Source organism: Cupriavidus sp. F041, from assembly GCF_057814235.1.
In genome coordinates this window covers 865,201-879,737 of record NZ_JBVASY010000002.1, presented here as the reverse complement: position 1 = coordinate 879,737, position 14,537 = coordinate 865,201, and the positions used below count along the sequence as shown (strand labels likewise).

The 14,537-nt window shown below is 66.0% G+C and carries 13 protein-coding genes; 5 read left to right on the top strand and 8 right to left on the bottom strand.

All coding sequences use genetic code 11. The features are described from left to right. The first annotated feature begins 64 nt into the window (after nt 1-64). Together ACZY0R_RS21140 and ACZY0R_RS21135 are read left to right on the top strand one after the other, a co-directional pair. On the top strand, nt 65-763 hold the full coding sequence (locus tag ACZY0R_RS21140; RefSeq protein WP_488860970.1) for a TetR/AcrR family transcriptional regulator: 699 nt from the start codon (nt 65-67) through the stop codon (nt 761-763). Beyond that, a complete protein-coding gene (locus ACZY0R_RS21135; protein ID WP_488860968.1) occupies nt 760-1,344 on the top strand; it encodes an LOG family protein in 585 nt (194 codons plus the stop codon). Before ACZY0R_RS21140 ends, ACZY0R_RS21135 begins: the two co-directional genes overlap by 4 nt. A 36-nt stretch (nt 1,345-1,380) precedes the next feature. Here the strand turns inward: ACZY0R_RS21135 and ACZY0R_RS21130 are convergent, their stop codons facing one another. Together ACZY0R_RS21130 and ACZY0R_RS21125 are read right to left on the bottom strand one after the other, a co-directional pair. Further along, nucleotides 1,381-2,412, bottom strand: a complete 1,032-nt coding sequence (locus ACZY0R_RS21130; protein WP_488860966.1) for a Bug family tripartite tricarboxylate transporter substrate binding protein — start codon at nt 2,410-2,412, stop codon at nt 1,381-1,383. Between the two features lie 162 nt (nt 2,413-2,574). Then, entirely contained in the window at nt 2,575-3,483 is a 909-nt protein-coding gene (locus ACZY0R_RS21125) for a LysR family transcriptional regulator (protein WP_488866088.1), read from the bottom strand. Between the two features lie 167 nt (nt 3,484-3,650). On the opposite strand from ACZY0R_RS21125, the gene ACZY0R_RS21120 reads away from it, so the two are divergent. After that, nucleotides 3,651-4,847: a M20 aminoacylase family protein gene (locus ACZY0R_RS21120; protein ID WP_488860964.1), complete on the top strand. Its 1,197-nt coding sequence runs from the start codon at nt 3,651-3,653 to the stop codon at nt 4,845-4,847. 162 nt (nt 4,848-5,009) lie between these two features. Here the strand turns inward: ACZY0R_RS21120 and ACZY0R_RS21115 are convergent, their stop codons facing one another. From ACZY0R_RS21115 to ACZY0R_RS21095, 5 genes are all read right to left on the bottom strand, one after another. Continuing rightward, nucleotides 5,010-5,627 (bottom strand): DUF924 family protein, encoded by a 618-nt coding sequence (locus tag ACZY0R_RS21115; RefSeq protein WP_488860962.1) that lies wholly within the window; start codon nt 5,625-5,627, stop codon nt 5,010-5,012. Between the two features lie 38 nt (nt 5,628-5,665). Next, a complete protein-coding gene (locus ACZY0R_RS21110) occupies nt 5,666-6,085 on the bottom strand; it encodes a group II truncated hemoglobin (RefSeq protein ID WP_488860960.1) in 420 nt (139 codons plus the stop codon). A gap of 53 nt (nt 6,086-6,138) precedes the next feature. Further along, the gene (locus ACZY0R_RS21105; protein WP_488866086.1) at nt 6,139-8,667 is read right to left on the bottom strand and encodes an ABC transporter permease; all 2,529 of its coding nucleotides are present in this window, start codon (nt 8,665-8,667) and stop codon (nt 6,139-6,141) included. A gap of 293 nt (nt 8,668-8,960) precedes the next feature. Beyond that, on the bottom strand, nt 8,961-9,578 hold the full coding sequence (locus tag ACZY0R_RS21100; protein WP_488860958.1) for a DUF4126 domain-containing protein: 618 nt from the start codon (nt 9,576-9,578) through the stop codon (nt 8,961-8,963). Nucleotides 9,579-9,686: 108 nt separating this feature from the next. Next, nucleotides 9,687-10,784, bottom strand: a complete 1,098-nt coding sequence (locus ACZY0R_RS21095; protein ID WP_488860956.1) for a substrate-binding domain-containing protein — start codon at nt 10,782-10,784, stop codon at nt 9,687-9,689. A gap of 223 nt (nt 10,785-11,007) precedes the next feature. On the opposite strand from ACZY0R_RS21095, the gene ACZY0R_RS21090 reads away from it, so the two are divergent. Further along, nucleotides 11,008-11,781 (top strand): ABC transporter substrate-binding protein, encoded by a 774-nt coding sequence (locus ACZY0R_RS21090; protein WP_488860954.1) that lies wholly within the window; start codon nt 11,008-11,010, stop codon nt 11,779-11,781. A 75-nt stretch (nt 11,782-11,856) separates the two neighbouring features. Here ACZY0R_RS21090 and ACZY0R_RS21085 read toward each other — a convergent pair whose 3' ends face one another. Further along, nucleotides 11,857-12,801, bottom strand: coding sequence for a LysR substrate-binding domain-containing protein (locus ACZY0R_RS21085; RefSeq protein WP_045238672.1), 945 nt, complete (start codon nt 12,799-12,801; stop codon nt 11,857-11,859). A 218-nt stretch (nt 12,802-13,019) separates the two neighbouring features. Here ACZY0R_RS21085 and xdhA point away from each other — a divergent pair, with 218 nt between their 5' ends. Beyond that, nucleotides 13,020-14,537, top strand: a complete 1,518-nt coding sequence (xdhA, locus tag ACZY0R_RS21080; RefSeq protein ID WP_488860952.1) for a xanthine dehydrogenase small subunit — start codon at nt 13,020-13,022, stop codon at nt 14,535-14,537.

Genomic DNA, 14,537 nt, shown 5'->3' with positions numbered 1-14,537 from the left:
GCGGCAAACGGCGATTGCTTATAATCGGCTTCAACTTACCGAATTGCCGGTCGCCCGGTCGCCCATGGAACCCAAACAGCAAACCGGCCCCCGCCGCACCCGGGACCGCATCCTAGACGTCTCCCTCCGCCTGTTCAACGAACTGGGCGAGCCCAACGTCACGACCACGACCATCGCGGAAGCCATGGAGATCAGCCCCGGCAATCTCTACTATCACTTCCGCAACAAGGACGACATCATCAGCTCCATCTTCGTGCTGTTCGAGCAGGAGATGGAGCGCCGCCTCAAGATGCCCAACGACCGCAAGGCCACGCTGGACGAGAGCTGGGGCTACCTGCAGTACATGGCGGAGTTCATGTGGACTTACCGCTTCCTTTATCGCGACATCAACGACCTGCTGGCGCGCAACCGCATGCTCGAGACCAACTTCAAGCGCATCGTCGAGCAGAAAAAGCGCTTTGCGATGGAGATCTGCCGGCAGTTCCAGGAAGACGGCGAGATGGAAGCCACGCCCGAGCAGGTCGATGCCATCTGTACCAATATGGTCGTGGTAGCCACTTACTGGCTGTCCTTCCAGTTCGTCCAGCATCCGCGCCAGTACAACGATCCCGAACAGATCCGCGGCTACCTGCACGGCGCGAGTTATCACATCTTCTCGATCCTTGCCCCTTATTTGCGTGGCAAGGCCCGCCAGGCGTTCGACGTGCTGGCCCAGGAGTACGCCGCCGCCAAGGCGGCACAAACAGCAAAGGAAAAAAAGTGAAGTCCGTTTGTATCTATTGCGGCTCCAGCCCCGGCAACCGCCCCGAATACGCCGCCGCGGCGCGCACCATGGGCAAGCTCCTGGCCGAGCGTGGCCTGGCGCTGGTCTACGGCGGGGGCAAGGTCGGGCTGATGGGCATCGTGGCCGATGCCGTGCTGGCGCACGGCGGCACCGCCATCGGCATCATTCCCGATGCGCTGATGCAAAAGGAAGTCGGACACCGCGGCCTGACCGAGCTGCACGTGGTGCGCAATATGCACGAGCGCAAGCAGATGATGGCCGACCGCGCCGATGCCTTTATCGCCATGCCTGGCGGTGTCGGCACCTTCGAGGAACTGTTCGAGACCTTCACCTGGCTGCAGCTGGGCTATCACGCGAAGCCGGTGGGGCTGCTCAATGTGGCGGGCTTCTACGACGGCATGCAGGGCTTCATGCAGCACGCCGTGGACGAAGGCTTCCTGAAGCAGGTCCACAATGACCTGCTGCATGTGGCGCCTACGCCCGAAGGCATCCTCGACAAGCTCGCCAATGCGCCGCGCTTGCTGGTGGACAAGTGGCAGGAGAAGCGCGAGGAGACCTGATGATGCTCCCGTCGGCCGGACTCCGGCCGCCGGGGATTACATCGGCTTGAGGCCAAGCGCATTCACCATGCCGCGATAGCGGCTCAGCTGCGCTGCCTGCCATGTCTCGGCCTCCTGTTCACTGCCCGCGCGCATCACCGTGCGCCCTTCCGACTCCAGCCGGGCCCGCAGCTCCGGCTGGGCCAGCGCCTGGCCGATGGCCAGGCGCAGCTTGCGCACCACGTCGTCGGGCGTGCCTTTACGCACGTAATAGCCGCCACCGATCACGTACTCGAAATCCGACAGCAGCTTGCTGTCCCGCAGGGTCGGGATATGCTGCAACTGCGCGGGCAGCGTCTTGGAAAAACTGCTCACCACCTTGATCCGGCCCTGCTTGGCCATGGCATCCATGCTGACCTGATAGGGCAGCACCGCGAAGTCGACCTGGCCACCGGCCAGGTCCTGCAGCGCGGGCGCGGCGCCCTTGTAGGGCACGTGCAGGAATTTCGCGCCGGTGCGCTGGCCCATATATTCCGTCAGCACGTGGTAAAGCGAGCCAACGCCAACGCTGCCATACGTGAGCGGCTTGGCGCCCGGCTTGCGGGCCAATTCGACGAATTCATCCAGTGTCCTGGCCGGCAGGTCACCGCGCACCAGGAGCACGATGGTGGCCTCGGTGATGGGCTGCACCAGCCGGAAGTCCTCGGGCTTGTATTTGGCGGACGCGTTCAGCAGCGGCGTCAGGATGACTTCGTTGGCGGAGCCATGCAGCATGGCGTAGCCGTCCGGCGGGCTGTTCAGCACGCGCATGGCGCCGAGCACGCCGGTGCCGCCCGCCACATTCTCGACCAGTACCTGTTGCCCAAGCGCCCGGCCGATGGGTTCGCTGAAGATGCGCGCGGAAACGTCGCTCGCGCCGCCGGCAGGATATGGCACCACCAGGGATACCGGCTTGAGCGTGGGATAGGCAGGGCCCTCGGCGAGTGCCGGCGAGCCGATGCACGCCGTGCCGAGCACGGCCGTCAGCCATCGCATCGCGCCGCGCACCCCTTGCCGGTTCCATCCGCTGCCGGGCATCAAGCTGTTCATCGTTCCCTCCATCTTTGTCTCTGGCTTTTTAGTTTTTGTGCACGGCGGCCCTGGCCAATCCGGCGCCGCCAGTCTAGCAATGGCATTCTGGCCGCAGCAATGACAAAGAGAGGGTGAAATCGTTGCACGCAACGCAACGATTCCCGAAGCACGCCGTCCGCATCAGACCTCCGGAAAGTCCTTCACCACATGGCGCAGCATATTGCTCGCCGCGGGCGAGAGATGGCGCCCGGCGCGCGTAATGATGTGGTTGCGGCTGTTGTTGAGGATGGGATTGGCCAGGGGCAACGAGACCAGTTGCTTGAACTGTGCGCCCTTGAGCGGCACCGAGCGCGGCGTCATGATAAAGCCAAGCCCGAGCGCAGCGAACTCCCACAGCACCTTGAAGGAATTGGTGACCAGCATCGGCTTGAGGCTGATGTGCTCGTCCAGCTCGGCGGCCTGGATATGCTTGCGCACGCCGAACGACTCCACCAGCGTGGCGCCGGCATGCGGGGCAAGGTCGGAAAGCTTGAGCGCCTTGCGCGACTTCGCCAGCGGATGGTCGCGGCGCACGTGCACCCGGATCGGCGAGGCGCGCGAGAAGTGCGAGCGCAGGCGCACGTCGTTGGGCGGCTGGAAGGCGAAGCCGATATGCGCAACATCGTCCACGATGGCGCGCACGGTGTCATCGGTGCCTGCCACCTGCATGCCGTAGGTCACCTGGGGATATTTGCGCATGAAGCCCTGCAGCACCGGTTCAAGCAGCAGGTCAACAAAGCCCTCGCCAAACACCAGGTTCACATGCCCGCCGCGCGCGTTCTTCAGGTTATTCACCTCCGCCAGGAAGGTGTCCTGCAGGTCCTGCTGGCGCCGCGCAAAGAGCGCCATCATGTGCCCGGCATCGGTGGCGACCACGCCACGGCCACGGCGCTCCAGCAGCGTCAGGCCGGCATCCTTCTCCAGTTTGGCGACCGCGCGGCTCACAACCGACGGATCCAGTCCCAGCACCTCGGCCGCGCCGCGCACGCTGCCGGTCTCAATGATCTGCAGCAGGCACAGAGCGCGCCTGCGATCCAATACGTCTTCCAACATTCACTCCTCGCGGGCGGCTGGCGCCGCCTCTTTTGCACAGGCAAGTATCGTTGCATGGTGCACAACGTTCCGGGTATTCGATTGTCATGGTTCCAACGGTCGGCAAGACTGAGAATCGGCGTTTTCCCTCACGTTTGCCTCACTTTTGCAGGAGACGCCGCATCATGACCCTCACGCCCCCGACCCTCGCCCCGCTTTCGGGCCCGCTACCTGAGGAACTGCTGGCCCGGATGCGGGCGTGGCGGCACGATATTCACACGCACCCCGAAACCGCGTTCACCGAGCACCGCACCTCGCGGCTGGCCGCGCAAGCGCTGGCGAACATGGGCCTGGAAGTACGTCAGGGGCTGGCCGGAACCGGCGTGGTCGGCACCTTGCGGCGCGGCACCGGCCCCACTATCGGCCTGCGCGCCGATCTTGACGCCCTCGATATGCATGAGCTTGGCGACGCGCCGCATCGCTCAGCAATCCACGGCAAGATGCATGGCTGCGGCCATGACGGCCATACGGCCATGCTGCTAGGCGCTGCGCAGTACCTGTCGCAGGACGAGAGCTTCAGCGGCACCGTGCATTTCATCTTCCAGCCGGCGGAAGAAAACGAAGGGGGCGGACGGGTCATGGTGGAGGCTGGCCTGTTCGAGCAGTTTCCCTGCGACGCGGTGTTCGCGCTGCACAACTCGCCCAACCTGCCACTGGGGACGTTCTCCACGCGGACCGGGACGATGACGTCCAACTCCGATACCTTCGAGATCGCCATCGTCGGCAAAGGCTCCCACGCGGCACAGCCCGAGGCGGGTATCGATCCCATCGTGGTCTCGTCGCAACTGGTGGCGGCGCTGCAGGCCATCGTCAGCCGCAATGTCAGCGCGGTGGATTCGCTGATCGTCAGCGTCACGCAGATCCACGGTGGCGACACTTGGAACGTGATTCCCGAGGAAGTAGTGTTGCGCGGCACCTGCCGCTCGTTCCGAGCGTCCACGCGCACCAGGGCCGAGGCGCGCATACGCGCGCTCTGCGATGGCATCGCCACGGCTTCGGGGGCGAAGATCGAACTGCGTTATTTCGCGGGCTACCCTGCCTGCGTGAACACGACGCGGGAGATGGAACTGGCGGCCAGCGCGGCGCGCCGGGTGGTGGGTGCGCAGCGCGTCGATACGAACTGCCTGCCGCGCACGGGATCGGAAGATTTCGCCTTTATGCTGGAGCAATGTCCAGGCGCGTATGTGTTCCTCGGCGCCGCGCGGGAGGGGGATAACCCGCCACTGCATAACCCGTACTACGATTTCAATGATGAGATCCTGCCGCTGGGCGCTGCGTACTGGATCGAGCTGGTGCGGCTGATCTTGAAGCCGGCGCCGTAGCTTCGTCCGGGTCCGCTCTGAACGACGAACCCGATTCCCATCGGATAGCTTGCTCTTGCTCGGTATGCGACAGCCGTGCCTGCGGAGCGTTTCGATGGAGAATTTTCCCGCCAACAATCAGATCTTTCCCAAGAAAAGCACGATGGCGTTGTCCGGTCTCTATCAGAACGATGAGCCCGGCTCCCTCAGGAAAGCACTCTCTTCGTCCGTATCCCGCCGCCCCAGCACAGCATTGCGATGCGGAAAGCGTCCGAATCGCGCGACCACCGCACGGTGCTTGATCGCCCACTCGACCACGTCCACCCTGCCCTCGCTGTCCGCGCGCAGCGTTGTCATCAACTGCACGGCGATGTCCTGGTCAGCAAGCGCTTCGGAGTGCTCGAACGGCATATAGCAGAACTTGCGATGGAATGGCGTTGGCAGCAGGCGATCGGCGCCGCTCTCCACCATCTGCCGGGCCGTCGCCAGCGCCTGCGCGTCGGAAGCGAAGCTGCGCGGATCGCAGCGAAAGACGTTGCGCGGTACCTGGTCCAGCACCACGATGCGCGCGCAGGTGCCCTCGGGCGTTTGCACCCAGCCGGCATGGGCGCCGGCGTGCGTCGCTTCCCACAGCGGCAGGAAGGCTGCGCGCATGGTGGCGTCGAAGTCATCGGACTTGGTGAACCACTGTGCGCGCGAACTGTTCCACTCCGGCGAGCCGGGCGCGCCAAACCAGAAATCGAGCACGCGCCTGGCGTCGGCGGGCAAGTCAGTGACAGCGTCGAGATTCGTATTGGGCATGGCGTATTGGCGGATAACCGGATCGATGGCGCCGGACGTCAACGCGGTACGTTGCGCATCCAGTCGGCGGTACCGAAGAAGGCCTGCATCAGGCGCAGTTGCAAGACTTCGGGCAGGCCCACGTCCTGCATGGCCAGCGCCATGCAGCGCATCCACTGGTCGCGCTCGCTGGTGCCGATCTCGAACGGCATATGGCGCGCGCGCAAGCGCGGGTGGCCAAAGCGTTCGATAAAGTGATTGGGGCCGCCCAGCCAGCCGCACAGGAACCAGAACAGCTTGTCCCGCGAGCCATCCAGGGAGGCAGGATGCATGGAACGCAGCCCTTTGAACTCGGCTTCGAGATCCATCAGGTCGTAGAAACGATCGACGAGTTCACGCACGCGCGCCTCGCCGCCGATCAGCTCATAGGCGGTGACTTCGGTGGCGGCGGATTCTTCAGGTTTGGATTCGGTACTCATAAGACGCTCGGAAATTCTTGAGGCACGGGCTGCGCGAGCGGCATGGAAACCGCTCACGATTCACGCAGCGTGGCCAGCGCAGGCTGCCGCAGCACCTCGCGCAAACCCAGCCAGCCGCCCGCGAAAGCGCACAGCATGCCAGAAAGCACGCCGGCCGGCACGATCCAGCCATTGAAGCGGAACGGGAAATCGAATACGAACTGCGACAACCCCCAGCCCACGACAATCGCGCCCAGGCTGGCCAGCAGGCCGGCCAGGCCACCCACCACCAGAAACTCGGCGTACTGGGTCTGCCGCACCATCGCCGCGGACGCGCCCAGCGCCTTGAGCAGCCCGGCATCGCGCTTGCGCTCGTCGCGCGCGCCGGACAGCGCCGCGTAGAGCACCGTGACACCGGCCGCCAGCGTGAACACGAACAGGAACTCCACCGCGGCGATGACCTGGTCGAGCACGTCCTGGATCTGGCGCAGGATCAGGTCGGTGTTGACCACCGTGATGTTCGGGAACGCCGCCACCAGCTGGTTGCCCAGCGCGGCCTGCCGGGCCGGCAGGTGGAAGGCGGTGATGTAGGTCTGCGGCATGCCCTGCATGGCGGCGGGCGGCAGGATGACAAAGAAGTTCACCCGCATCGAGCCCCAGTCCAGCTTACGCAGCGACGTCACCGGCGCCTCCACCGACTGCCCGGCCACATCGAAGCGCAGGGTATCACCCAGCCGGATCCCCAGCGTCTTGGCGATGCCCTCCTCCACCGAGGCCCCGGCCTTGCCGCCGCCGAGCCAGTTGCCCGCCACCACGCGGTTGCCAGCCGGCAGCGCGTCGGTATAGGACAGGTTGAACTCGCGCTCGACCAGGTTGCGGGCACGGCCATCCGGGAAGCGCTCGGCGCGCACTGGCTGGCCGGCGATATGCGTCAGGCGTCCGCGCACCATCGGGTACAGCAGATCGTCGATGCCGGCGTGCTGCAGCATGCCGGTCAGGGGCGCACGCTGGTCGGGCTGGATATTGATGATGAAACGGTTGGGCGCGTCCGCCGGCGTGGCGTTGCGCCATGAGGAGATCAGGTCGTTTCGCGTCATGCCAAGCAGCAGCAGCGCCATCAGGCCCACCGCCAGCGCGACCGTCTGCAGCGCCGTGACGCCGCGGCGGCGCTCCAGCACCGCCAGCGCGAAGCGCCAGCCCACGCTGCCTCGCGCAAGGCGGCCGCCGCGCATCAGCCGCGCCAGCAAGGTCAGCAAGCCAAGGGCCAGCAAGGCGAACACGGCGCCCGCGGCCACGAAGCCGCCGGCGGTGGTCAGCCCCAGCTTGAGATCGCGGGCGGCTACCAGCAGCAGCGCCACGAAGGCGCCAAGGCCCAGCCCGTAGGCGATCCAGGTCGACACAGGCGGCGCGCCGATGTCGCGGCGCAGGACGCGCAGCGGCGGCACCCCGGTCAGCGCCAGCAGCGGCGGCAGCGCAAAGCCAGCCAGCAGGACAATGCCCGCCAGCAAGCCCACCACGGCCGGCAGGGCCGAGGGCTGCGGCAACGTCACGGTGAGCAGGTTGCCCAGCGAGAGCAGCAGCCCGTAGTGCGCCAGGTAGCCCAGCGCCACGCCGGCGACCGCGCCGCCGATGCCCAGCAGCAGGAACTCCAGCCCGAAGGCCAGCAGGATCTCGCGGCGCGACAGGCCCATGCACTTGTAGACGGCGCAGGCGTCGGTATGGCGCTGCATATAGCGGCGCGCCGACATGGCAATCGCCACCGCCGCGATCATTGACGACAGCACGGCCACCAGCGACAGGAAGCGTTCTGCGCGATCCAGCGTAGCGCGCATTTGCGGCTGGCCGGATTCGAGCGACTCGACGCGGGTGTTGCGCAGCGCGCGCTTGTCGATCTCGGCGACTGCCCACTGCTGATAGGCCTGCGCGGCGGCGTCGGGACCGGCTACCAGCAGGCGGTATGTGACCCGGCTGCCCCAGCCGACCAGTCCGGTGGATTCCAGATCCGACAGCGGCAGCATTACACGCGGCGCGAAGTTCATGAAGCCGGCACCGCGGTCCAGTTCCTGCGTGATGATGCGTTCGATGTGAAAGCCGCGGCTGCCCAACTGGATGGTGTCGCCCAAGGCGACGCCGAGCGAATCGAGCAAGGCCTCGTCCACCCAGACTGTGCCCGCCGCGGGAATGCCGGTGGCGGGCGCTTCCGGCCCGCCGCGCGCAGCCGCCACCTTGACCTGCCCGCGCAGCGGGTAGCCGGTGCCGACGGCCTTGAGCGCGGCCAGTTGCGAAGCGGCCTCCGCTGGCACCGCGCTGGCCGCGCCCTGCGCGGCTGCCTTGGCCGGCGCGCGCGCGCTCGCCATGCTGGGAAAGGTGACGGTCTGCGTCGTGACCAGGCCCGCCTGGGCGGCGTGGCCAGCGAAGACGGCATCGAACGGCTGGTCGGACACGATCAGCACATCGGAGGCGATCATCTGGCGCGCATCGCGCTCCAGCCCGAGCCGCATGCGGTCGGCCAGGAAGCCCACGCTGCTGAGCGCCGCGACGGCCAGCACCAGCGCGAACAGCAGCAGGTTCAGTTCGCCGGCGCGCCAGTCGCGCCGCGCCATGCGCAGCGCCTGGCGCCAGGGCGAGAAGCGCGCCGGGCGTGTGCCGGACGGCGTGGCGGCGACGACGACGGGAACAGTCCGGGAAGCGGGTTCTGAAGACATGGATCAGTTATCTCTTGTCCGTGCACGAGCATCATGGCGGCCTGCCGGGCAGGCCGCGCGGGTATCGATGATATCGGGAGATATCGGCAAAACAGCAAGCGGCAAAACAGCAGGCCCGGGCGCCCCGCCATGCTGACGGCGGATGGCTGGCGGACACTCGCCAACCGGATCAGGGCCAGATTATGGCCGCACTAGCGCCTGGGCTGGCGCCCGGCCGGCGCAGTGGCCGGCGCACGCTTGGCCAGGGCATCGCGCAAGCGGCGCACGCCGCGCCACAGCTTGGGCAGCAACCACACCGCCACCAGCAACAACAGCGCCAGCACCACCAGGAAGACCACCGGCAGGAAAAACGCCAGCAGCAATCCGCTGCTGGCGGCCACATCTTCGCTAAGTGAGGCAGCCCAGTTCGAAAACGGTTCCGGGGATACATTGATCAGCGCGCGCGTGCCGGCCTTGGCAGCGTGGGCGGTACCGGCCAGGGTGCCGCCCACCAGGCCGGCGGCGACCATCCACTGCGGATCAAGCTGTCCGAACGCCGCGGCGGCCAGGATCGCACCGGCGGGAATGCGGATAAAGGTCTGGATGCTGTCCCAGAAGGAATCGAAGCCGGGTACCTTGTCGGCCACGAATTCGGCCAGGGCCAGCACCGCGGCCAGCGCGATCACCCACCACGACTCAAGCGCCTGCAGGCCTGGCGGCAGGTGCAGCCAGCCCGCGCGGCCCAGCGCGCCGGCCGTGAAGACGGCCAGGTAGAGGCGATATCCGCTGGTCCAGGACAAGCCCGCAGCCAACGCAGCCGTTTCTAGCATGGCACTCCTTGCAGGGTCAGGGCGGCCGGCATGTAGCCCCGCCCATGCCTGCAGTTTAATACGCGGGCACGCAAGCGGCCGGAAACCGGCCCTGGCCGGGCACCGGCGTCAGCTGCCTTCCTTGCCGTCGGGGCCGTACCAGGGGAGTGCCTGCTGGGGCGTCAGGATGCCATCGGGCTCGGCCATGGTGTAGCCCGGCAAGGCCTCGATACGGCGGGCGAAGGCGGGGTCCGCCATCCGCGCCAGCAGCGCGTGCGCCCAAGGCGCGATCTGGTCGTTCTTGCGCAGCGCCAGGTAGTACGCCTCGCGCGTCAGCGGCACGAAGGCCAGCCCATGGGCCTCGGCATTCATGCGCAGGCCGAACCCCACCTCGGCGCGGCCGGCATGCACCGCTTCAGCCACTTTTTCGTTGCTGAATTCGGGGGTTTCGTAGCCGACGATCTGGTCCGGGAAGAGGCCGTGGGTGGCCAGCAACTGGTCGAACAGCATGCGCGTGCCCGAACTGCGCTGCCGGTTGACGAAGCTCGCCCGGGTACGGGCCAGGTCGCGCAGGTCACGGATCTCGCGTGCCAGGCCGGGCGTCACGATCAGGCCCTGCTCGCGCCAGGCGAGACGGATCAGGCGCACGGCGGCCGGACGCAGCCATTTGCGCAGCGTCACATGCGCCACCGAGCCGGCGGTCTGGATCGGCGAAACGTAGAAGCCGGCCACTTCGGACTGCCGCTCCTGCAGGCAGATCAGGCCCTCCACGCTGCCGCAGAACACCGTATCGAGCTGCAGCCCGCCGGGCTCTTCGTGCAGCGCGTCCGCCAGGACCTCCATGGCGGGGTCGTGGCTGCCGGAAAAACGGATGCGGGTCTGCGGCTGGGCGGCATCGTCGAGATCCGCCAGGAAGTCGACCACCGCCTTCTGCACGATCGGATCGATGGATTCGCGCAGGCGCCCTTCCGCGCGCAGCAAACGCTCGCCGAACAGCGTCAGCGTGGCACCACGGCCGCGCTCCATGTCCAGCATGCTGCGCCCCAGCATCTCCTCCCACGACCGCATCACGCCCCAGGCATGCCGGTAGGACAGCCCGATCTCGCGTGCCGCGCGGTGCAGGGAGCCGGTCTCGCGCACGGCCTTGAGCAGCTGGAACACCTTGCCGTTGGAGCGTGGATTGTCATCCACGGCCACTACCGGAAACAGATCAAAGCGGAATGTCATATGAAACGCTTTTCATATTTACTTTAGAGATGTGGCTCATCGACAATCGAATGCCTTGATTTCCACGGTATTCGCTGCATTCTCACCGATCCTGTGAGTTGGTGGCAATTCTGTTTCTAAAAACATAAGACAAGGAGCGAGCATGCCGGGCCCATCCAACTCTTGCCTTCTGCATCGTATTTCACGCCGCACCGCCTGGTCCCTGGGCCTGGCTTGCCTGGTCATGCTGAGCGGCGCCACTGGTGCGCTCGCCGGCGAACTCAAGCTGGCTACCACCACCAGCACCGAGAACTCGGGCCTGCTCAAGTTCCTGCTGCCGAAGTTCGAGCAGAAGAGCGGCGTCACGGTGAAGGTGATCGCCGTGGGCTCGGGCAAGGCGATGAAGATGGGAGAGATGGGCGACGTCGATGTGCTGCTGGTGCACGCGCGCAAGATGGAAGACGAATTCATGGCCGCGGGCTATGGGGTTAATCGCCGCGACGTGATGTACAACGACTTCATCGTGGTTGGGCCTGCCGGCGACCCGGCCAGGCTCAAGGGCGAGAAAGACGTCATAGCCGGCTTCAAGAAGATTCCTGCGGCCGGCAGCAAGTTCGTCTCGCGCGGCGACAATTCTGGCACCGATGTGATGGAAAAGGATTACTGGAAACAGGCCGGCATCGAGCCCAAGGGCCAGCCGTGGTATGTGAGTGCGGGGCTCGGGATGGGGGAGGTGTTGACCATGGCGGCGCAGATGCCGGGATATACCCTGTCGGACCGGGCCACCTATGGCGCGTATCGCGCCAAGACCGGGCTGGCCATTTTGCTGGAGGGTGATCCGAAAATGTTCAACCCCTATGGGGTGATTGCTGTTAATCCGGCCAAGCATCCGGGGACCAACTATGCGGATGCGATGAGGCTGGTGGAGTGGATTACCTCCAAGGAGGGGCAGGATGCTATTGCGGCTTACAAGGTGGAGGGGGAGCAGTTGTTTTTTCCTAGTTACAAGGGGAAGTGATGGTGGGGGTTTTCTAGGGGGGGACGCAACAGTTGGCGTGTTGTTGGGTTCAAAAACCACCCCCCATTAAACCCCCTACCCCTCCCTAACCAACTGCGGCAAAACCGGCAACTCCCCCGCCACCTCCGCAATCATCCTCCGCATCCACATAACATCCGGCGCAGCATGACACCGCTCATGCCAAAGCTGATAAAACCGCATCCGCGGAAACACCACCGGCGAAGGCACCATCTTCAACGGCAGGTACTGCGCATAGTGCGCGGCAAACTGCCGCCCCGTGGTGAACACCATATCGGTCTTCATCAACACATACGGCACCAGCCCGAAATACGGCAACGTAACCTGGATATTGCGCTTGTACCCCTGCTCGGCCAGCGCCTGGTCAATCATGCTGCGCTGCATCGAGGCATAGGGCGCTGGGGCAAGATGAGGCATCTCCAGGTAATGCTTGAGGGTCAGCCCCTTGCGCGCCAGCGGATGCTGCGCCCCCAGCATGCACACCACCTCATCGTCGAACAGCGGCGAGATATGTAGATGTTCCGGCGGCGACAGCCAGTTACCGACCACGATGTCGAGCTGCCCTTGTTCCAGGCTGTCGAGAAAGTCGCTCGATGACGTCATAGGGTGCACGAACAGCTTGGCGCCGGGCGCCAGCCGGCGCACGCGCTCGACGATATTGGGCAGGAAGAAGGCGTCCAGGTAGTCCGGCGCCCCCAGGTGGAAGGTACGGGTAGTGGTGGCGGGGTCGAAATGCTGGGGCGGCCGGGCGATCCGGTCCATGGCCGCCAGGCTCTGCTCGGCCAGTTGCAGCAGCTCGCGGCCGCGCTCGGTCGGCACCATGCCGCTCTTGCCGCGCACCAGGATGGCATCCCCGGTGATTTCCCTTAGTCGCTTGAGCGTATTGCTGATGGCGGGCTGCGACTGGCCGAGCCGGACCGCAGTGCGGGTCACGCTCTGCTCGGTCAGCAGCGTGTGCAGCACCCGCAGCAAATAGGTATCGAGATGGTCGCGTCCGTGCATGGCGAGGGGGCGCCAGGCGCGCATGGCGGCCGGTGGCGTGGGGGATGGGAACGGCGCATAGTGTATGTCAGGCACCCCGTCATTGGTCAAATCCGGCTGCCGCACTCCTCGTCAGCCGTGCAACGCTCTCCCCCTTGATGGGGCATATCACCTGGGCCGAATATTGCATCATCGGCACCAGTGCTATGTTTGCCCCCATCACAAAGAGAGAAGACACCATGGAGACGCAAACCATCCGCTTTTACCACCGTGGCCAGGTCCAGGAGGTCGCCGATGTCCCCGTGACCCGCACCGTGCTGCAGTACCTGCGCGAGGACGCGCGCTGCACGGGCACCAAGGAGGGCTGCGCCGAAGGCGATTGCGGTGCATGCACCGTGGTGCTCGGCGAACTGGGCGAGAACGGCCAGGTCGAGTTCAAGGCGGTCAATTCCTGCATCCAGTTCCTGCCCACGCTGGACGGCCGCGCCCTGATCACCGTGGAAGACCTGCGCCAGGCCGACGGCGCGCTGCACCCGGTACAGCAAGCGATGGTGGAGTGCCATGGCTCACAGTGCGGCTTCTGCACCCCCGGCTTCGTGATGTCGCTGTGGGCGCTGTACCAGCAAAAGGCCGAGGACGCCGGCACCGGCCGCGCGCCGGCCCGCGAGACCATCTGCGACGCCCTTACCGGCAACCTGTGCCGCTGCACCGGCTACCGTCCCATCATCGAGGCCGGCCAGCGCATGATGGCGCTGCCGGCGCCGCAGGCCAGCAAGCTGGACCCGCGGCAGATCGCCGACACGCTGCGCTCGCTGCAACGCGACGCCACGTTCCACTACAGCGCCGGCGGCCAGCACTTCTACGCGCCTCGCACGGCATCGGCTTTCGCCGCCATCAAGGCGGCCGAGCCGGGCGTGCGCATCCTGGCCGGCAGCACCGACGTGGGCCTGTGGGTGACCAAGCAGTTCCGCGAACTCGGCAACCTGCTGTACGTGGGCCAGGTGGCTGACCTCAACAGTATCGAGCAGGTGGACGGCGCAGTGGAAATCGGGGCGGCGGTTTCGCTGGAGCGCGCCTATGCGGCGCTCAATGCCACGCACCCCGAACTGGAAGAACTGTGGAAGCGTTTTGCCTCGCTGCCGATCCGCAACGCCGGCACGCTGGGGGGCAATATTGCCAACGGCTCGCCCATCGGCGACTCCATGCCCGCGCTGATCGCCCTTGGCACCGAAGTGGTGCTCCAGCGCGGCGAAGTGCGCCGCACCCTGCCTCTGGAAGACCTCTACCTGGCCTACCAGAAGACCGCCATGGCCGAGGGCGAGTTCGTCGCGGCCCTGCGCGTGCCGCTGGCGGGGCCGGAGTACTTCCGAACCTACAAGCTGTCAAAACGCTTTGACGAAGACATTTCCGCTGTCTGCGCGGCCTTTGCGCTGACGCTGGAAGACGGTGTGATTCGCCATGCACGCGTGGCCTTCGGCGGCATGGCCGCCACGCCCAAGCGCGGTGCCCTGACGGAAGCCGCGCTGGTCGGCCAACCCTGGACCGAAGCCACCGCCCGGGCCGCCATGAGCGCGCTGGCGCAGGACTTCACGCCGCTGACCGACATGCGGTCCACCGCCGCCTACCGCAGCCGTGGCGCCGCCAACCTGCTGTACCGCTTCTGGCTGGAAACGCGCGCCGACGCGCTGCCAGCCGCCGCCGTCAATGTCCGCGCCCCCGGCGCCGGCCAGATCGTCGCCACCGTCGCCACCGCATAA